This is a genomic window from Pseudoalteromonas sp. JC28, from assembly GCF_013319255.1.
Lineage (GTDB): Bacteria > Pseudomonadota > Gammaproteobacteria > Enterobacterales > Alteromonadaceae > Pseudoalteromonas.
Map to the genome: position 1 here is coordinate 137,040 of NZ_QOKX01000005.1, position 18,173 is coordinate 155,212.

Sequence of the window (18,173 nt, forward strand, 5' to 3'; positions counted from 1 at the left end):
GTCTGAAGGTGCTTAGATTAAAAAGCCTTATATAATAAAGGTTTATGATTTGGCATTTAATCTGCATTAGTGAAAGGGACAGAAAATAATATTTGCAAAATGCACTTATTAAATATCGCAACGAAAGGAGTTATTTATGGCAGATTCAAATTACGACATGGGGCCGGTAAAAGAGCTCATCAAAGTATTAAATGGTGGTGTTGATTTTTACACTGAAGCTAAAAAGAAGCTAGATAATATCGAATTAAACCGCGTATTTGACCAAATGATTGTAGATAAAGCGCAAGCAATCTCGGATCTACAACCATTTGTTCTTATTGACGAAGGTGAAATTGAGACAGATTCAGCGCTTAGCATCGACATTCGTGAATCGTACACCAAGTTGGTTGGTATGGTGAGCACCGACAAAGAGCACACCTATATTTCTCAGCTAGAAGAAGTGGAAGACAAAGTGTTAAGCAAGCTTGATAAAGCATTAAGCAAAGATCTTCCACCTAAATGCAAGAGTGTATTACTGCAAATTCAAACCAGAATGCAAGCTTGTCACGATCAAATGAAGCAGTTGCAAGAGCTAACTGCCTAAGGAGAATGTTATGTTGAGTTGGGCTGTAATGTTTTTATTCCTAGCACTTGTCGCAGCCGTGCTAGGTTTCACTGGAATCGCTGGCGCTGCGGCAGGTATGGCGAAAATTCTATTCTTTGTGTTTATCGCCTTTATGATTATTTCGTTTATTTTTGGCAAAGCACGAGCTCCCAGGTAAAAGGGAATTAACGTACAAAAACGGTTTTAGGAGATAGGTTATGAAATCAGCAATTACATTAGCAAAAGCATTTGGTTTTGTTTCAATTTTAGCACTTTTTGGTTGTAGCGAAGGTCCGGCGGAAGATGCTGGTGAGCGTTTCGATGAAACAGTTCAGGAAGTAGAAAATAGCGTGGAAGACGCGTGTGAAGATGTAAAAGAGAACATGAACGCTGAAAACGAAGAGTGTTAAGCGAAAGTGATTTCGACGTGGAATAAAAGAGGAGAAGCCGATAAAAGCTTCTCCTCTTTTTTTGTAATAGGTTTAAAAATCAAACCTATACAGTTAAGAGACACAGTTACGAAGTATGATGCATATCAATAATGCGCTGCTTAATTTGCAATTATTATTGTAATCTATGAACTTTGAGTAATACTTTATTTCTATGTTTACTCAATAAAAATCAGACTATGCTAAATAGGGTTTCAGTTAAAAGCAGATTGTTGTCGCTTTCGGGCATACCTGCTGTGTTTTTTATTCTCGCTACTATCTTTACAATTGGAACATTATCAAATCTTATCAATTACATTGACCGTATTTATGACGACAGAGTTGTACCGCTGAGGCAAATAAAAGTCGTGTCAGACAACTATGCGGTGGTTATTGTAGATACTTTTCACAAGTTACGAGGCCATCAATTATCCAACAGTGCCGCGTTAAAGCAAATCGAAGAAGCTAAAAATATCGCTGAAAAAGAATGGAATAGCTATTTGTCCACGGACCTTACGAGCGAAGAGCGAAGCTTAGTAAAGCAAGTTGAAAAAGCAGAGATAAGTGTCAAGCAACTGCTGTCTAATTATATTAACCGAGTTAACGCAAATACTTTTGAAGAAATTCCTTATGATAAATTTGTACGCGATCTCTATGCCGCCTTTGACCCCTTAAGTGAAAGCTACAATGCACTAATTGAGTTACAACTTGCAGAGGCAAGTGCACTAAGAGATGTTGGCCGCTCAGAAGCCAGTGCGACAAAAACGGCGATGATTATCTCTTCCGTTACTATTGTGATCGTAATGGTGATGATTGGTATGTTGATATTTAGGTCAATTAACGAACCACTCAGTCGTTTGCGTATGCGTATTGGTAACATTGCAAGAGATGCTGATTTAACCCAACGTGTAGTGGTTGAGGGGCAGGACGAGCTGAGTGAGATAGGAAACGACTTCAATACTATGGTGTCGAGCTTACATGAGTTAGTTACCAACCTAGTTACGATGGTGAATAGTCTGTCCTCAACATCCAACGAGCTAAATGGAATTAGTCAGTCAATTGCGGGCACTTCACAAGAACAAGAGCAGCAAACGGTAATGATCGCAACCGCAGCGACAGAAATGAGTAGTGCAATTCAGGAGGTTGCACATAATGCAATGAATACCGCAAACAAAGCAGAGATGTCGGGTCAGCTTGCAAAGCAGGGGATGGATGTTATTTCGCAAAATATTCAGGCCATCGAGCGTCTTGCCAGTGAGGTGGGAGATAACGCGCAGTTAATTAAAGCGTTGAACGACCAGTCGAATGAAATCAACCAAGTCGTGCTAATGATCCAAGGTGTGGCTGAACAAACAAATCTTTTGGCATTAAACGCTGCAATAGAAGCGGCGAGAGCTGGGGAATCAGGTCGAGGCTTCGCGGTTGTTGCTGATGAAGTTAGGCAATTGGCACACAACACGCAAAAAGCTACGGAATCGATCCGAGATATGATCAGTAAGTTACAGGGCATGGCACAAAATGCCGTGTCGTCAATGGAGAATGCACAGTCGAGTGCAGCTGCAGGAGTTGATAGGGCCAATGAGTCAGCTCAAATCATGACTGATATAGACAAGGCGGTGGATGAAATCGTCGGTATGAATATTCAGGTTTCAACGGCAACGGAAGAACAAACAACGGTGGTTGCGGAAATCAGCGAAAATATTAATGATTTCAGTAGCAGTATTTCTGAAATTACTCGAAGTGCGCAGAGTAATGCAGATGTGAGTAATGACTTAGAGGCGTTAGCTGAGCAGTTAAACGGTCAAGTGTCGGTATTTAAGGTTTAATGGCAACTCGACTTAGTACTTAATTTGGGAGGTTCGGCTCTTGGGATTGAAAACACAGTTACGTAAATTGGTGTGAGATAGAAAAGCGCGGGTTTCTAGTCAGAAGCCCGCGCTTTATTTATAGGCATTTTGCTGCTGCAGCTAAGTTTTAAAGGTGTTGTAACCCTATCACGCCACAGCATTTGCATAGTGCTTTACGTTAAAACAGATATTCCATACTTAAATTGTATGCTCTAGGCTCGCTGTACTTTTTCGGCACGAAACCGTAAGTATCGAAATAGCCTTCATCTGTGAGATTACTGATATTCAGTTTAACGCTCAGTTGGCTAGAAAATTGATATTTGACGTGTGCATTTAGTAAAAGCTGGCTATCTTGATCTGCACGCACTGCGCCTCGACGACCACCTGTTGGAAGTCCAAGGTCAACTCCTGGGACGTTTAAAATATCGACTTTTCTGTCCGTATCCCAAGTTGCATTTAGCCCTAATCGCCAAGCCCCATAAGTATACTTGGTGCTCGCATTGAGCGTTTGTCTTGGTGCATACAAGTTAATATCTTCGCCATGCTCATCGACAACATCAAAATCACTGTAACCAAAGTTTACTTGCCAATCATCTGTCAGTTTTGCTTCTAATTCAACTTCAAATCCATCAGCTTCTGCACCATCTACGGGTCGATACCTAGCAGGTCTTTCGTCTGCATATTCGGGGATAACAACACCGAAGTCTTCCTTTAAACTATCAAAGTAAGCGACGTTTAGACGTAGTTTATCATCCCAAAGTGTGGTTTTAATGCCGACTTCTAAGTTCCGAGCGGTGATTGGTGCTAATTGATTTAAATTGGCATCCACTTTATCCAGTTGCGGCTCATAAGCATCGGTATAACTTGCATACGTACTGATCTGGTCATTGAGATTGTAAACCAGCCCTAAGTATAAGCTCTCACCCGTTTCTTCACCTTTGTCGCTTGAGAACCCGCTCCAAGCAAAGTCACGCTCATTGGTACGTTCATAATCAAAAAATTTGACACCAACAATGGCATGAAGGTCATCCGTTAACGTTAACTTACTGCTAAGGGCAATACTCTGTTCTTTCGTCGTTTTGTCCCAATAGCCAATAAATTGCTTATCTGTCGCAGTTAAATGAGCGGCTGGGTGAAGGTTATTAATCGATTGGAGTGGATAAAATACTGTTCTCGCGTTTTCATCCAGTTCTTCGAAGCGATCGTCTGTGGACTCAAAATCGGCATTTAAATAGGTGATATTCACCTGATGTGCGCGGTCAAATAACTCAAACCGACCAACCAGTCCCAAAATAAAATTAGTCCCATCAACCGTTTCAACCCAGCGTCTGTCACCGCCTTGAAGGCCAAGACCTGTTTCTTTGTCTGGGTTACCACTAAAGTAGGTCAAGGTAATGTCAGCTTCTGTTTTACTGTATTGTGCGCCAAAGTTAAGTTCCCAATCTAAATTGATTTGGTGAGATAATTTTAAATGATAACTTTGGTGGGTATTGCCGTTGTGACTATCTGGCGATGATAAATTTGTTTTCTTGTCTATTTCAACGGAACTACCATCAGAGTAAAAAATTGGTAATCCCCACGGTGATAGTTTCAGTTCATTGTCTTGATAATGAACACTAAAAGAGGCTTCGGTATCTTCAGAAAAATAATGATGCAACTGGGTGTATGCAACGATCTTATTACTATTTTCTTTGTCGACAAAGCTATCTTTTTCCTCATAGGCTAGAATAACTCGTCCGGCCAATGCTTCATCTTTCGTTAGGGAGCCTGTTGCATCTATGTGTGTACGCACTTTATTCCAAGAGCCAATCTCGGCACCAACTTTAACAAATCCACCTCGGTCTGGTTGTTTTGTGATGACATTTAAGGTTGCCGATGGTTGTCCTGCACCCGCCATTAACCCCGCAGCGCCCCGAAGAACCTCTACTCGGTCATAGACAATAGTGTCTAAGCGACTCTCTTGTGGTCCAGCAATTGAGGTCGGTAAGCCATCTTTAACCAATGCATTGACGAGATACCCACGAGAAGTAAACTCAGTATTATCACCCGCGCCAAATTTGTATCTTGAGATACCTGTTGCCTGTACCATGATGTCCTCAAGGTCATTCAGTTCGAAGTCTTTTATGTAGTCGTGGCTTAACACGGTAACAGACTGGGGGGTTTCTTTAATGGTAAGGTCAAGTCCTGTTGGACCCGAGTTACGCTTGATTGGCTGGCCTACAACACTGATCCGTTCAATATTGTCGCGCTCGGCTTTTGCTGCCGCATTTGGAGAAAAATAAAGGAGTGATAACATCAGAGCTAGTGCTGTAGATTGATGCGCTTTGGTTTGCATGGGTGTTTCCTTTCCTAAATTGTTTTTTCGTCACAAGAGATAAAGATGAAAGTTCCTATGATATGTAGGAGCTATTTTTCTGAGATTGAACCAAGCTTTTGAATAGTTCTAACTGAAAACAGAAATTATTTTCAATTCTAAATGATAACTCTTTTTGTTACTATAAGGGGTAATGCAAAAAATGATTTATTGCAAAAATAATGGCTTACCCAAATCTCATAGTTGTTAGGATCTGATTGTTAGGTGGGATGTCAATTAGGTTGGATAGCGCTGTCACAGGGGCTTATCTATGTTTGAATATTAATACAAGGCAAGGAAGTGAAGTCGTTTTATGTCTTCGCTATTGGGTGGTCCATGACGGCAAAACAATGGTTCAACTGGCATAGTTTGAGTGGCGTGTGGTTTGGGGGGGTGCTGTTCATAATATGCTGGACTGGCGCGTTTGCGAGTATTGCCCACGAACTAGATTGGCTATTCAACGATCAGGTGAGGGCAGTAGACGGGCAATCAAACATAAGCTTAGCAGCAGCTTACGAGATGGTACAAAAGGCGTATCCTGACGCCCGAATAGGGATTGCCTTTACAGGTCCTGATACCTATTTTTCGTATGATATCGTGATGCGGATGCCTGATAGTCCTTGGCAACACGTTTATGTCGATCCACTTTCAGGAGCTATCCAAGGTGAAAGTAGTTTTTTTAATATTCAGCGCTTTTTTCGCGATTTCCACATGCATTTTTTCGGCGTGTTTGACAGCATCATTTCATACTATCTTGTGCTTATCTTTGCAGTTCCTTTGTGTATTTCGACCGTGAGTGCGCATTATGTATATCGCCTCTGGTGGAAAAAGTTATTTGTATTTACGTTTAGCGGGGATGCACGTGCCAAAATGGCAAGTATGCATAAAATAAGTGGGGCGTGGGGCTTATGGCTTGCGGTTGTTATTTCGCTTACGAGTATCTGGTATCTATTTGAGTTTGTACGAATGGATATGGTCGATGGTAAAACAGCTTATACTGATGTTGGGGATTTTGCCGTTAATCCCTTGGCAGAACTGCCGAGACAGGATAAACCACAATTGTCTGTTGTGGAATTATTCGCAATAGTAAAAGCGACGAGACCCGATCTTGAGGTGAAAGCTATTCGCTATTCTGGGGGTTATTTTTATGCTGAAGGACAATCGCAGGATTGGATAGTTCGGGATAGGGCAAACAAGATCTATGTCAACCCTTACACGGGGGAAGTTGTTTATAGCCAAACAGCATCGAGCCAAGGGCTATATTGGCGATTATCCGACACCGCAGACCCTCTACATTTTGGCAATTTTGCGGGGATATGGGGGAAGATACTGTGGTTTATATTTGGGGTTGTGCTCTCATTTTTGGTTCTCAGTGGTACTTACATGTATATCAAGCGGCAGTTTAAATTGCGCCGCAAAGATGAGTACCGAGGTGTAATGGTATCACTAGCGTTGAGTTTCGGATTGGTCTTATGTATTTGTTTTTACGCCCATCGCACAATTGCGGGTTATGGTATGGCAGGAAAGTGGCCGGAATTGCCGCTTGCTTCGTTGACTTTTTTATTAGGCTGGGTGTCACTAACTTGCTTGATTATCCTGGTTTGGAGCGCCGCCCTGCTCAATTTACGTCATAAAAATAGCTCTTCTTCGCTCAGGTTGAATCGGTATTGATTGTTGCAGACCAAAAAAAACCTCGCAGCTGCGAGGTTTCTTCACTCATGAAACTGTGCTTACACAACACCACGAGGTAAGCGACAGTCGTGATCTTTTGCTGCTAGTTCAGCAATCCACTGTTCTTCCGCTTTGAAGCCATCTTCGTTTTCTGTAACGATAGTAAAGCTTGCTGATTTTACAGCTGCTGCCTTCGGCGCTTTCTTAGTCGTTTTCGCTTTTTTGGCAGGCGCCTGCGTTGTCTCACTTGCTACAGCTGACCCTGAAGTTAGCTCTTCTGTTAATTCAGCTACCTCAGCAAGACGCATGTTTTTGCCACCATCGATGCTATACCAACCTGGCTTTGCAGTGATTTCAGGCTTTTTGCCATGTGCAGCTTCGTACGCAGCTTCGAAAGCGCTTAGTACTTCAGTTTTATCTAGTTTACTCATCGTAGATCCTAGTCGTGTTGTACGCGGATACGCGGGTTAAGATTAAACTCTATTTATACCCATATTTGCGCAAATTTTCAATTTTTTACGTTTTTCAGCGCCAATTTATCGAACTTTAGCCTGGTTTTGATGCCTTTTTCGACGCTTAAAGTGCTTCAGGGTCGATAATGCGACGTATCGTGATCCACATACTACCAACTTGTTCATGCCAAATTCGAGTGACTATATCTAGCGCCTTATCATTTGCGATAAACTGCCGACTTAATGGGAGTGACTTAAAATTATAAAACTCTGTCGGGGCAGGGAATACTTCAACGCCTTGTGCTTCAAATAGGTTTTTTGCGCGTTTCATGTGCGAAGCTGACGTGACAAGTGCAACATCATAATCTACCAAAACGGGCGCGAGCATTTTCGCTTCGTCTGCGGTGTCTTTGGCATTGTGGTTTTGCTTGATACGGGTAGCGGAAATACCTAAGCTCTGTGCAGTTTTAGCCATGAGTCCTGCGCTTGTTGCGTTGCCATAGCCATAACCAGAAACATACAGCTGGGCTTTTGGGTAAATATTAGCAAGTCTAATGCCTTCAACTAGTCGAGCTAAACCGCAACTACCTAGTTGAGCATTACTGGGGAGGGAATCATCGGGGTATAAATTACAACCAAGCACAACAATTCTGTCTATGTTTTTGTGCCTGCTTGGATTGAATGCGGTGAGCGTGCCCTTATCCCACTCGATAATGTGTTGCGCGACATAAGGAGTGGATATGCTCCAAGTAGTTAGTAGGACCAACCAGACTGCGATATACGGCCCTTTGCGTGTTTTGGCGATAAAAAACATGAGCCCCATAAGTGCAACCAAAGATAACGGTAACGGCATCAGAAGTTGACCGATAACCTTTTTGACTTCAAACATTTAAACATGCCTTAGATTTAGATAAGCCTGACGCAATGCTAGCATGAGATGGGAGCTGTAGAAATGTATAACAGTTAGGGCTCAAAAAGAGCCCAGTCAACTATCTTGCCGTGGTTTTACGGCAAGTATTGAGGAAATGGCGATAAACAGGGTTATCTTTCATGCTTTTCTTCATTGCTAAATACATTGGACGATTTAGCCCAAGAGCGCCTAGAGGAATCGATTTAATCAGCCCTTGGCTTTCATAAGGTGTGACCAACCAGTCTGGTAAGGCCGCAACCCCCATACCTGCACTCACAAGTTGGAAGATTAATAAACCTTGATCGACGGTTTTTAGCGTACCATCAAAGCGTGCATTTTGAATAAAGTGCTTAAATATGTCCTGACGCTCGCGAGGAATAGGGTAAGAAATGATGGTTTCATCTTTTAGGTCGAGTGCTGTGACATAGGCCTTCTTGGCCAATTCGTGATCTGGTGCAACGATTAACTTTAATTTAAAGTCAAAAAGATGCGCGTATTCGAGCTGTTCTGGTTCTCGAATGTCCGAAGTAAGCACTAAGTCCAGCTCATCTTCAATAAGGTCAGGAATCGCATCATAGCTAAAGCCTCGTTCGTAATCGACTTTAATGTCAGGCCAAAAGGTATTGAATTCTTTAATCGTTGGCAGCAACCAGTGAAAACAAGCATGACATTCCACGCTTAATCTGAGTTGTGAGATGGGCTGGTTAAGGCTTTCCTTCAAACGACACTTTGTTGCTTCAACTTTAGGCAATACATCATTGGCGAGCTCTAATAGCAACATGCCTTGAGGGGTAAAGCGTACCGGTTGGGTCTTGCGCTCGAATAGTTGGCAGTCGAGTTTGTTCTCTAGATCTTTGATCTGATGAGATAAAGCGGATTGAGTCAGGAATAGCTCTCGTGCTGTATTCACAAGAGAACCAGTTTCTTTCAAGGTGGAGATAGTCTTTAGGTGCTTTATATCAATCATTATCAACAATTCTCATATTTGAAGTGAGCAAATCTCAGCATTACTCAATATTACGATTCTATTTAGTTATTATCAATGTCTAGACGTCTAAATACCTACGGTGAATTGTTCAAAAATTCACAAATCCACTATAACACTAAAAATGACAGCGTTGTCACTACTTCTGTAAAAATTTTGCAAAAAATTACAAATTAATTTTATTCATATGAAATCTGAAAAAGCATCAATTGTTGTTTTTGATTATGATAATTAAATTTAGACATCCATACATCTAGATGGAATTAAAATCATGGCATTAACACATAATTTGGGTTTTCCACGCGTAGGCAAAAAACGTGAACTTAAATTTGCAGTAGAGCGCTATTGGTCGGGCGACTTAACGCAAGACGACTTAATCGCGGAAGGAAAGCGCATTCGTGCAGAAAATTGGGCATTGCAAGCTGATGCTGGTGTTGACCTTATCCCAGTTGGCGATTTCGCTTGGTATGACCACGTGTTGAATATTTCATTACTTGTCGGCGCGATCCCTAGTCGTCACAAAAATGATGAGTCTGTAAATCTCGATACTTTGTTTCGGATTGGCAGGGGTCGAGCACCTAGCGGCTGTGCGTGTGCAGCAAGTGAAATGACAAAATGGTTCAACACCAATTATCATTACATCGTCCCTGAGCTAACTCAAACACAGGAGTTTGCTCTGACTTGGACTGAGTTATTCATTCAAGTAGAGGAAGCACAATTACTTGGCTACCGAGCAAAACCCGTCTTGGTCGGCCCGGTAACCTATCTCTACTTAGCTAAATGTGTTGGCCAAGAGTTTGATAAATTAGTTTTATTAGATAAGTTATTGGCTGTATATCAGCAGGTACTTGCCAAGCTTGCAGCTCAAGGTGTTGAGTGGGTACAAATTGATGAACCTATTTTAGCACTGGAAATCGACGATGCTTATCGTAACGCGCTGCGCCGGAGTTTTGATGCGTTGAGTGGCCAAGGAGTAAAAGTGTTGTTGGCCAGTTATTTTGACTCCGTACAAGCGCATGTTGAAGATATTCAATCTTACCCCGTAGAAGGCGTGCATTTTGACTGCGTAACGGCAAACTACGACTTGGCTTCGTTAGAGGAAGTAGTTGGGCAAGATAGCGTACTGTCTCTCGGGATTGTGAATGGTCGTAACATTTGGCGCTCGGATCTCGAAGGTGTATATCAGCAACTTGCTCTGGTTCATGAACGTCGCGGTGATAATCTCTGGCTCGCTCCTTCGTGCTCATTATTACATACGCCAGTGGACTTAGAGCAAGAGCAAAAGCTTGATAGTGAGTTAAAGTCTTGGCTCGCATTTGCCAAACAAAAAGGGCAAGAGCTGGCATTATTGAAAAATGCATTGGAGCAGCGTGATATTACCCAGTTGGTCGAATATTCTAAGCCTGTAAAAGCGCGTTTGACTTCTACTCGAGTGAATAATAATGAGGTGCAGCAGCGTGTTTCAGCGCTTACAACAAAAGACGGTCAACGCACGAGTGAATTCGCAACCAGAATTAAAAAGCAAGCACAATCGCTAAATTTACCCTTATTGCCAACCACAACGATAGGCTCTTTCCCACAAACCCAAGCTATTCGTAAGGCGCGACGTGATTATAAAGCGGGTACGTTGAGTACTGATGCTTATCAAAGCCAGATGGAAGCGGAGATCCGTTATGCCGTTGAAGAACAAGAAGCGCTTAACTTAGATGTGCTTGTACATGGCGAAGCAGAGCGCAATGATATGGTTGAGTATTTTGGTGAATTACTCGAAGGTTTTGCCTTTACTCAGTTTGGTTGGGTGCAAAGTTATGGGTCGCGCTGTGTTAAACCCCCTGTGATCTGGGGAGATGTCTCGCGTGCAGCACCAATGACAGTGAAGTGGACGAGTTATGCACAGAGCTTAACCAAAAAACCGATGAAGGGCATGCTAACAGGGCCGGTGACTATTTTATTTTGGTCGTTTGTCAGAGATGACTTAGACAAGCCGAGCATCGCGAATCAAATCGCATTAGCACTGAGAGATGAAGTGGTAGATTTGCAAAATGCAGGGATTAAGGTGATCCAAATCGATGAACCTGCTTTTAGAGAGGGGATGCCACTCAAAGCCAGTCAGTGGAAAACTTACTTAGCGTGGGCGGCATATGCGTTTAGGGTATCTGCAAGTGGTGTGAATGACGAAACACAGATCCATACGCATATGTGTTATTCGGAGTTTAACGATATTATCGCCGCCATAGCGGATATGGATGCGGACGTGATCACAATTGAAACGTCACGTTCAAATATGACCTTACTCGACGCCTTTGAAGATTTTGACTACCCCAATGACATCGGGCCTGGTGTTTATGATATTCACACGCCAAACGTCCCTGAGGTGGCTTGGATAAAAGACTTAATTCACAAAGCAGCGAAGAAAATCCCAGTAGAAAGATTATGGGTGAATCCAGATTGCGGGCTAAAAACCCGAGCATGGCCAGAAACCCGGGCTGCACTTGAGAATATGGTGGCAGCAACCAAGGAGCTTAGAAGCGAATTAGGTAGAAGTTAAACTAAACCAGTCTAAATACCCATTGTTTATAAACAATGGGTATTTGCTAGTTTCTACTCAGTAAAAATGCCATCGCTTGATCTGCGGCGAGTGGTTTAGAAACAATATAACCTTGACCAAATTGACAGCCTTTTTGCTTTAATAGCTGCCACTGGGTTTCGAGCTCGATACCTTCGGCGACAACGGTCAGGTTAAGTGATTGTGCAAGCTTCAAAATCGCATCAACTAGGGGGTTTTCTCTTTCAGTTAGTTGGTCAATAAAGCTCTTATCAATTTTAAGCACATGAATGGGGAGCTGGTGCAAATAACCTAAAGCAGAGTAACCGGTGCCAAAGTCGTCAAGATAAAGCTTCACTCCAAGGGATTCTAATCCTTGAATAATTTTGGTTGCAAGAGCTAAGTTTGCTATTAATCCAGATTCTGTGATTTCCAAACATAAAGAGCCAGGTGTAAGCTCATAATGATGATAAAGTTGCTGAATTGTATCTACGAACTCTAAGCTTGCGAAATGTCGCGATGAAACATTTACCGTAACGCGAGTTTTCGGCAGCTTTTGCGCTTTCCAACGTTTGAGTTGTTTGGCTGCTAATTCCAACAAATGTAAGTCAAGTTCAATGATCTGTCCGGTTTGCTCTGCAATTGGAATAAAAGCATCTGGAGAGACGAGACCATTTTTGGGGTGAAACCAACGGACAAGGGCTTCAAAGCTCACAATAGCGCCAGTCGTGAGAGAAAATATCGGCTGATAGTACAGCGCAAATTCATTGTTTTTTATGCCATGTTGCAGATCATTTTCAATATCGGCTTGCTGTTTTAGGCGCTTGCGCATGGCATTATTAAAATAGCAGACCTGACCCCGACCCGAAGATTTTGCTTCGTACATGGCGGCATCTGCTTGCTGCAGTAAATTAATTGCGCTATCGGACTCGTTATCAGTGAAGGCAACGCCAATACTGCCAGAAGCTTGCAGAACATGACCATCTATATGAAGGGGCTTGGTTATTGCTGTGGTGATCCTATCAAGTAGCAGAGTGACTTGTTGCCTGTCTTGGACATTTTCCATAAAAATTGCAAACTCATCACCCCCGAGCCGCGCGAATGTATCGGTTTTGCGAATACAGCCATTTATCATCTCGACAATAGCAATCAAGAAATGGTCACCAACATCGTGGCCAAGTGAGTCATTAATGCTCTTAAATCTGTCTAAATCCAGATAAATTAGGCAGTGCAAATTAGAGGACTCGATTCGTGCAAGCCTCAAAATGGCATGCTTGATCCGCTCTAACAATAAATAGCGATTGGCAAGACCTGTTAAGTCGTCATGTAAGGCTCTATGCTCTAACGCTTGTCGTGAAAGCTGCCGGTCTATGGCCATGCTGACTTGGCGACTTATATAAGTCAAAATAGATAAATCATGATTCACGAAAGCTTGGTCGTTATTGTAGCTTTGCAGTACAATCACGCCCTGATATTGATCATTAACCAAAAATGGTACGCCTAACCAAGAGCGCGGCGAGCGGCCCACCATTTTAAAATCACCCCGCGTAATGTGCATTCTAAATTGATTGTTATCACACAGCAGTGGTCGTTGGTTCTTCAGTATATAGTAGGATGCAGTATGCTTAATCTGATCTTTTGATACTTTTTGATGTGCATTACATTTTTCGCCTCCCTCAATCAAATAATCGATTTCTAAAATATCCTGTTGAGTATCATAAAGGCCGATAAAGAAGTTCTCGGCGCAAAGCTGAGAGGCAATGATTTTATATAAGTCATCATAAAAAGCTTCAAGGTTCTCAAAGCGGTAAGTGATGTTTGCAATTTTAAGCAGGGACTTTTCTAAATTCTGTGCTTGGTGTAACTGGGCAATCGTGGTTTGGAGGTTTTCTAAGGTACGTAACTGGTGGATTTTGGCACTGAGCAGATGTGCGACCGTCGATAATATCTGTAAATGCGCGGAGGTAAAATAATCGGCCTCTGGATGCTCACAGTCAATCACACCGATTAAATGACCGTCATACTCAAGTGGTACACAAAGCTCTGACATGGCGGGTCGTAAATCAGCAATGTACATAGGGTGAGCGGCGACGTTTCCAGAAATAAAGGGCGCTCTAGTCGTTGCTACTTGACCAGTAATACCTAAACCAATCTTTATCTTGGTTTGTTCAACACGATAATCACCATTAGCATGGGAAACGCCCATACTTGCAGCGACTTCTAGATATTCTTGGTAAGGATCAGCGAGATAGATAACACAATCGACAAACCCCAGTCGGTTGACAACCTGTGTCGTAACGTATTCAAATAATTCGTCAAGTTTGGTTAGATGCAGCAGCGACGAAGAAAACTGGTTAATGATGCTAAGCTGCTCAGTTTTTGATTCTAATTTTTGGTTCTCAGATAGCATACATATTTCTCATGAAAAGATGCTACTAAGTTAACTTAAATTGTACATATTTACCAATATTGTGAAAAATGAAAACGCGCTAAAGTAAACTCACAAAGTGAAATAATCTGCGGTTGGCCTGAAAAACTTTACTAACACCCATGTGCAGCCTATGATCGGGCAAATTCAGCAGTGGAAGAGAGCAATGACGAGCAAACAAACGCTAACGATTACACGACCAGATGATTGGCATGTGCACCTACGTGATGGTGATGTATTGGTCGATACGGTAAGAGATATTAGTCGCTATATGGGCCGCGCGATTATCATGCCAAATCTGGTCCCACCAGCAACTTGCACAGAGACTGCTTTGGCTTATCGTGACCGCATAATGGCCGCTAATCCTCAAGGTAACTTTCAGCCTCTAATGGTGTTGTACCTTACGGATAACACTACTCCTGAAGAAATAAAAAAAGCGAAAGCAACCGGTCATATCGTTGCTGCTAAGTTGTATCCAGCCGGTGCGACGACAAACTCAGCGTCGGGGGTAACGGATATTGAAAACGTGTATCCAGCACTTGAAGCGATGCAAGAAGTTGGCATGTTGCTGCTTGTGCACGGTGAAGTGACGGACTCATCTATTGATATTTTTGATAGAGAAAAAGTATTCCTTGAGACGAAGCTATCTAAAGTCGTTGATAACTTTCCAGCGCTAAAAATCGTACTCGAACATATCACAACAAAAGATGCCGTTGATTTTGTCAATCAAGCACCTGACAACGTTGCAGCAACTATCACTGCTCATCACTTGCTTTATAACCGCAATCATATGTTGGCTGGTGGTATTCGCCCTCACTATTATTGCTTACCTATCTTAAAACGTAATACACATCAACAAGCGCTAATTGAAGCGGCGACAAGCGGAAGTAAGAAATTCTTTTTGGGCACTGATTCAGCCCCTCATGCGAAAGATAAAAAAGAAGCCGCATGTGGCTGTGCCGGTGCATACACTGCACATGCCGCAATAGAGCTATACGCCGAAGCATTTGAAGACGCGGGAGAGCTTGATAAATTAGAAGGCTTTGCGAGTCACTTTGGTCCGGACTTTTATGACTTACCACGCAATACAGATACCATTACGCTGACTAAGTCTCCTTGGCAAGTGCCTGATGCATACAAATTAGGTGAAGGATCTGTTGTTCCTATTAAAGCGGGTACAACTATTGACTGGAAAGTTGAATGAGATTTAAACAAAATGTAATTAAATCTTCTTAATCCTAACTAGAAAGCGCTATTATGGCGCTTTTTTCGTAACAAAATTAAAATTCACAGAATACAATTTGTTTTTTATTAATTTTAATATAGTATTCAATATAAATATTAAAACTAAGCTTAATTGAGAGAGTATCAATGCGTGAGATCAAGTCTTTTATTAAAAATGCAAGCTACGGTGATTTAGAAAAAGCGTTAGAGCTTATCCAAAAAGCACTGGACGAGCAAAAGGAACAACAGCAAGCTAAAGAAGAGGTATTGGCTATGCTGAAAGAAAAAGGACTTACGCTTGATGATTTAGTGGGCACTACGTCAGCTGACCGTCGTTCTAAAGTAAAAGCAAAATACCGTATTGAAAAAGACGGTGAGGTAATCGAGTGGACTGGCCGTGGTAAAACACCTAAAGTATTCCAAGGTGTTAACCTAGATGATTATCTAATCTAATAAGGCTTTATTATGAAGGTGGTTCGGTATTGAACAACCTTTGTTTAAATTGCTTAAATAAAAGGCGTACCTTAGTAGGTACGCCTTTTTTGACTTAATTATATATCCCCTGAGGCGCTTATTTACGTTTTAAGACCTTATCAGCAGGAAGCGGTACAAAATACACTGCTCCACTTTCGTAAATCTAGCGAGTCTGCAGTAATTGTTTTGCCTACTGGCGCCGGAAAGAGTTTAGTTATTGCGGAGCTTGCACGGCTTGCTAGGCACAAAATATTAGTGTTGACTCATGTTAAAGAGCTTGTAGAACAAAATGCACAAAAATATAAAAGCTATGGATTACAAGCGAGCATTTTTTCTGCTGGATTAAAAGAAAAGTCGTTACAGCATCAGGTGACTTTTGCCAGTGTGCAGTCGTTGTCTCGAAATTTGTCACAACTTAATCAATTCTATTCATTAGTTATCATTGATGAATGTCACCGAGTAAGTGGTGATGATAATAGTCAGTATCAGCAAATTTTAAACCAGCTGACTGAATTTAATCCTGAATTAAAGTTACTGGGCTTAACAGCAACACCTTATCGCTTGGGTATGGGATGGATATATCATAAGCATTATCACGGTTTTGTGAGGGGGAAAGCAGAATCACCATTTAAGCGGTGTATTTATGAGCTGCCGCTCAGATATATGATAAAAAACTCGTACCTAACGCCACCTAAAAAAATTGATCCAGCGGTTGAAAATTATGACTTTTCTAGTTTAAGTACAGATTCATTTGGGCGTTATTCAGAATCTGATATGAATACATTATTACAGGCTCAGACCCGTGCAACAAAAAGCATTATCTCGCACTTACTAGCGCTAAGTGAGAATAGGGTCGGCGTAATGATTTTTGCCGCGACGGTTATGCATGCAAAAGAAATTCTCGGCTATTTACCTGAGCAATATAGTGCGCTAATAACGGGTGAAACCAAATCTGCCGTGAGAGATGCACTTATCGTCCAGTTCAAAAATAGAGAAATTAAGTATTTAGTGAATGTTTCTGTGCTGACTACCGGGTTTGACGCGCCCCATGTTGATGTTATCGCTATCTTGAGACCCACGGAGTCCGTGAGCCTCTATCAGCAGATTGTAGGTAGAGGACTTAGGTTAGACGAAAATAAAGAAGATTGCTTTGTCATTGATTATGCTGGCAATGACTTTGACTTATTTGCACCTGAAGTGGGAAGTAAAAAGCCAAATTCAGACAATGAGCCCGTACAGGTGCTGTGTCCTGGTTGTGGCTTTGCCAATATTTTCTGGGGCAAGGTAGACGAGCAAGGCAAGCTTATTGAGCATTTTGGTAGGCGCTGTCAGGGGTTGCTTGAAGACGATGAAGGTCACTCACAGCAATGTGATTATCGTTTTAAGTTTAAAGAATGTGAGCAGTGCGGTGCAGAAAATGATATTGCTGCAAGGCAATGTCATCAGTGCGGCGGAATAATGGCAGACCCAGATGATAAGCTGCGCGCGGCACTGAATTTAAAACATGCAATGGTATTACGCTGTAGCGGGCTATGTAGCGAAGTACTCGGTGGCAATAAATTAAAAATTACTTACTTTGATGAGGATGGGGCAAGTTGCAGTGAAGTCTATGACTTTTCTAATCAAAAGAGCCTATTTATATTCCACCAGCAATTTGCAAAGCGGAGAAAGTCAACATCGGCACCTGCGCAATGGCAGTCAGCTGAAGAAGTGATAGATACTGACTTAATTGCACCGGATTTTGTGATTGCTAAATTACACAAGAAGTTTGGTTGGCAGGTTTCTGAAAAGCTGTTTGATTATCAAGGAAGCTACAGAAAGGCCGACAAAAGTTAGCTTTTCTGTAGCAAGTTTATTCTTCCGAGGCCATTAAGCCCCAGCCATCACCATATCCTTCATAGCCATTGGCTATGCTTTCTAGGTATTGCTCTGTCTGACTCAGCAGCTCGTGCATAGGGACCATAGTCACTGTGGTGATCACTTCCCAAACGCCAGTATCAGGACATTGTTGTAACTGGGTTTTAGGTGCTAATTCATCTTTCTCAATCGCGCTACTGAAGCGCTTAGCATCATCAGCTTGCTCGAAAAGAATATAAAAATCGATATTCTGCATTTGCGTCAGATCAACGCCAGCAGCGGCAATCTCAGCTAAAAGTTCACCGTTATCATCATTTGGGAATTGCATAATTTCACTCTGCAGGTTCAATTGCTGCTATTGTCCGTCATCTGCAAGAAAATAAAAAGGATGAATGTAAATAAATGTGCGATAAAGC

General features: G+C 42.1%; 15 protein-coding genes. 9 read left to right on the plus strand and 6 right to left on the minus strand.

The window, feature by feature from the left end; translation table 11 throughout:
* The first annotated feature begins 136 nt into the window (after positions 1 to 136).
* The 4 genes from DS891_RS12485 (at position 137) to DS891_RS12500 (ending at position 2,837) form a co-directional block, all read left to right on the plus strand.
* Positions 137 to 583 carry a PA2169 family four-helix-bundle protein gene (locus DS891_RS12485; RefSeq protein ID WP_102057237.1) on the plus strand — a complete coding sequence of 149 codons (447 nt, stop codon included), beginning with the start codon at positions 137 to 139 and terminating at the stop codon, positions 581 to 583.
* Between the two features lie 10 nt (positions 584 to 593).
* Positions 594 to 761 (plus strand): DUF1328 domain-containing protein, encoded by a 168-nt coding sequence (locus DS891_RS12490; protein WP_010378934.1) that lies wholly within the window; start codon positions 594 to 596, stop codon positions 759 to 761.
* 40 nt (positions 762 to 801) lie between these two features.
* Entirely contained in the window at positions 802 to 993 is a 192-nt protein-coding gene (locus DS891_RS12495; RefSeq protein WP_010606603.1) for a hypothetical protein, read from the plus strand.
* A 218-nt stretch (positions 994 to 1,211) separates the two neighbouring features.
* A complete protein-coding gene (locus tag DS891_RS12500; RefSeq protein ID WP_174169963.1) occupies positions 1,212 to 2,837 on the plus strand; it encodes a methyl-accepting chemotaxis protein in 1,626 nt (541 codons plus the stop codon).
* A 199-nt stretch (positions 2,838 to 3,036) separates the two neighbouring features.
* Here the strand turns inward: DS891_RS12500 and DS891_RS12505 are convergent, their stop codons facing one another.
* The gene (locus DS891_RS12505; RefSeq protein ID WP_174169964.1) at positions 3,037 to 5,193 is read right to left on the minus strand and encodes a TonB-dependent siderophore receptor; all 2,157 of its coding nucleotides are present in this window, start codon (positions 5,191 to 5,193) and stop codon (positions 3,037 to 3,039) included.
* Positions 5,194 to 5,547: 354 nt separating this feature from the next.
* Between DS891_RS12505 and DS891_RS12510 the strand changes: the two genes are divergently transcribed.
* Positions 5,548 to 6,882, plus strand: coding sequence for a PepSY domain-containing protein (locus tag DS891_RS12510; RefSeq protein ID WP_174169965.1), 1,335 nt, complete (start codon positions 5,548 to 5,550; stop codon positions 6,880 to 6,882).
* A gap of 59 nt (positions 6,883 to 6,941) precedes the next feature.
* On the opposite strand, the gene DS891_RS12515 is transcribed toward DS891_RS12510, so the two are convergent.
* From DS891_RS12515 to DS891_RS12525, 3 genes are all read right to left on the minus strand, one after another.
* Positions 6,942 to 7,313 carry a hypothetical protein gene (locus tag DS891_RS12515; protein ID WP_010606607.1) on the minus strand — a complete coding sequence of 124 codons (372 nt, stop codon included), beginning with the start codon at positions 7,311 to 7,313 and terminating at the stop codon, positions 6,942 to 6,944.
* A 145-nt stretch (positions 7,314 to 7,458) separates the two neighbouring features.
* A complete protein-coding gene (locus tag DS891_RS12520; protein WP_010606608.1) occupies positions 7,459 to 8,223 on the minus strand; it encodes a YdcF family protein in 765 nt (254 codons plus the stop codon).
* Between the two features lie 100 nt (positions 8,224 to 8,323).
* Positions 8,324 to 9,211, minus strand: a complete 888-nt coding sequence (locus tag DS891_RS12525) for a LysR substrate-binding domain-containing protein (RefSeq protein ID WP_010606609.1) — start codon at positions 9,209 to 9,211, stop codon at positions 8,324 to 8,326.
* Between the two features lie 289 nt (positions 9,212 to 9,500).
* Here DS891_RS12525 and metE point away from each other — a divergent pair, with 289 nt between their 5' ends.
* A complete protein-coding gene (gene metE / locus DS891_RS12530) occupies positions 9,501 to 11,777 on the plus strand; it encodes a 5-methyltetrahydropteroyltriglutamate--homocysteine S-methyltransferase (RefSeq protein WP_217448642.1) in 2,277 nt (758 codons plus the stop codon).
* Positions 11,778 to 11,823: 46 nt separating this feature from the next.
* On the opposite strand, the gene DS891_RS12535 is transcribed toward metE, so the two are convergent.
* The gene (locus DS891_RS12535; RefSeq protein ID WP_010606611.1) at positions 11,824 to 14,184 is read right to left on the minus strand and encodes an EAL domain-containing protein; all 2,361 of its coding nucleotides are present in this window, start codon (positions 14,182 to 14,184) and stop codon (positions 11,824 to 11,826) included.
* 184 nt (positions 14,185 to 14,368) lie between these two features.
* Between DS891_RS12535 and pyrC the strand changes: the two genes are divergently transcribed.
* The 3 genes from pyrC (at position 14,369) to DS891_RS12550 (ending at position 17,736) form a co-directional block, all read left to right on the plus strand.
* On the plus strand, positions 14,369 to 15,406 hold the full coding sequence (gene pyrC, locus DS891_RS12540; protein ID WP_174169966.1) for a dihydroorotase: 1,038 nt from the start codon (positions 14,369 to 14,371) through the stop codon (positions 15,404 to 15,406).
* 167 nt (positions 15,407 to 15,573) lie between these two features.
* Entirely contained in the window at positions 15,574 to 15,879 is a 306-nt protein-coding gene (locus tag DS891_RS12545; RefSeq protein WP_010606613.1) for an H-NS family nucleoid-associated regulatory protein, read from the plus strand.
* 102 nt (positions 15,880 to 15,981) lie between these two features.
* Entirely contained in the window at positions 15,982 to 17,736 is a 1,755-nt protein-coding gene (locus DS891_RS12550) for a DEAD/DEAH box helicase (protein ID WP_039841351.1), read from the plus strand.
* 16 nt (positions 17,737 to 17,752) lie between these two features.
* Here the strand turns inward: DS891_RS12550 and DS891_RS12555 are convergent, their stop codons facing one another.
* Positions 17,753 to 18,085, minus strand: coding sequence for a ribonuclease E inhibitor RraB (locus DS891_RS12555; RefSeq protein ID WP_010606615.1), 333 nt, complete (start codon positions 18,083 to 18,085; stop codon positions 17,753 to 17,755).
* Between the last annotated feature and the right edge of the window lie 88 nt (positions 18,086 to 18,173).

Excerpts from the sequence above, each read along its gene's own strand:
- DS891_RS12515 (WP_010606607.1), bottom strand. The coding sequence starts at position 7,313 with ATGAGTAAACTAGATAAAACTGAAGTACTAAGCGCTTTCGAAGCTGCG.
- DS891_RS12510 (WP_174169965.1), top strand. The coding sequence starts at position 5,548 with ATGACGGCAAAACAATGGTTCAACTGGCATAGTTTGAGTGGCGTGTGG.
- DS891_RS12520 (WP_010606608.1), bottom strand. The coding sequence starts at position 8,223 with ATGTTTGAAGTCAAAAAGGTTATCGGTCAACTTCTGATGCCGTTACCG.
- DS891_RS12485 (WP_102057237.1), top strand. The coding sequence starts at position 137 with ATGGCAGATTCAAATTACGACATGGGGCCGGTAAAAGAGCTCATCAAA.
- DS891_RS12535 (WP_010606611.1), bottom strand. The coding sequence starts at position 14,184 with ATGCTATCTGAGAACCAAAAATTAGAATCAAAAACTGAGCAGCTTAGC.
- DS891_RS12495 (WP_010606603.1), top strand. The coding sequence starts at position 802 with ATGAAATCAGCAATTACATTAGCAAAAGCATTTGGTTTTGTTTCAATT.
- metE (WP_217448642.1), top strand. The coding sequence starts at position 9,501 with ATGGCATTAACACATAATTTGGGTTTTCCACGCGTAGGCAAAAAACGT.
- DS891_RS12545 (WP_010606613.1), top strand. The coding sequence starts at position 15,574 with ATGCGTGAGATCAAGTCTTTTATTAAAAATGCAAGCTACGGTGATTTA.
- DS891_RS12555 (WP_010606615.1), bottom strand. The coding sequence starts at position 18,085 with ATGCAATTCCCAAATGATGATAACGGTGAACTTTTAGCTGAGATTGCC.
- DS891_RS12505 (WP_174169964.1), bottom strand. The coding sequence starts at position 5,193 with ATGCAAACCAAAGCGCATCAATCTACAGCACTAGCTCTGATGTTATCA.
- DS891_RS12525 (WP_010606609.1), bottom strand. The coding sequence starts at position 9,211 with ATGATTGATATAAAGCACCTAAAGACTATCTCCACCTTGAAAGAAACT.
- DS891_RS12500 (WP_174169963.1), top strand. The coding sequence starts at position 1,212 with ATGCTAAATAGGGTTTCAGTTAAAAGCAGATTGTTGTCGCTTTCGGGC.
- DS891_RS12490 (WP_010378934.1), top strand. The coding sequence starts at position 594 with ATGTTGAGTTGGGCTGTAATGTTTTTATTCCTAGCACTTGTCGCAGCC.
- pyrC (WP_174169966.1), top strand. The coding sequence starts at position 14,369 with ATGACGAGCAAACAAACGCTAACGATTACACGACCAGATGATTGGCAT.